At 67.1% G+C, this 627-nt stretch carries 1 protein-coding gene; it reads left to right on the top strand.

Going from position 1 to position 627, the window contains the following annotated elements:
- The coding region (locus AC0L2A_RS36315; protein ID WP_473612991.1) for a condensation domain-containing protein at positions 1-627 on the top strand (627 nt) is incomplete at both ends.

The raw sequence follows: 627 nt of genomic DNA, 5'->3' as shown, positions 1-627 counted from the left end.
GTCGAGCGGGTCGGACGCAACGACAACTTCTTCGAGCTCGGCGGCCACTCGCTCCTGGCGGTGCAGCTCTCGAGCCGGCTGTCGCAGGCTGTTGGTGTCGAGCTGCCGCTGACGAGGCTGTTCGCCAGGCCGGTGCTGGCCGATCTGGCGGCAAGCATCGTCGAGGCGTTGAGCCGCGCCGGTCCGCAAGAGCTGCCGGCGATTGCGGCCGTGTCGCGTCATGAGCCGCTTGTGCTGTCGTTTGCGCAGCAGCGGCTGTGGTTTTTGGCGCAGCTCGACGAGGGCAGCACCAACTATCACATTCCGCTGACTTTGCGGCTGCGTGGTGGGCTCGACCGCCCCGCCTGGCAGCGCAGCCTTGACCGTTTTTTTGCCCGTCACGAGGCGCTGCGCAGTGTCTTTGTCGCACCAGAGGGCAAGCCCCGGGTTGAGGTTCTGCCGCCGGATGCGGGGCTGCCGGTGCTGGAGCACGATCTGCGGGGCCGGCCGGATGCAGAGGCGGCGCTTCTGGATCTGTGCCATGAAGAGGCGCGCACGCCATTCGATCTTGCGCGGGGGCCGCTGATCCGCGGGCGTCTGATCCGGATGTCGGATGCGGAACACGTCTTCCTGCTGACGCAGCATCAT

The sequence above is a fragment of the Mesorhizobium sp. WSM4844 genome, from assembly GCF_055811775.1.
This window is presented reverse-complemented; position numbering and strand designations above follow the sequence as displayed.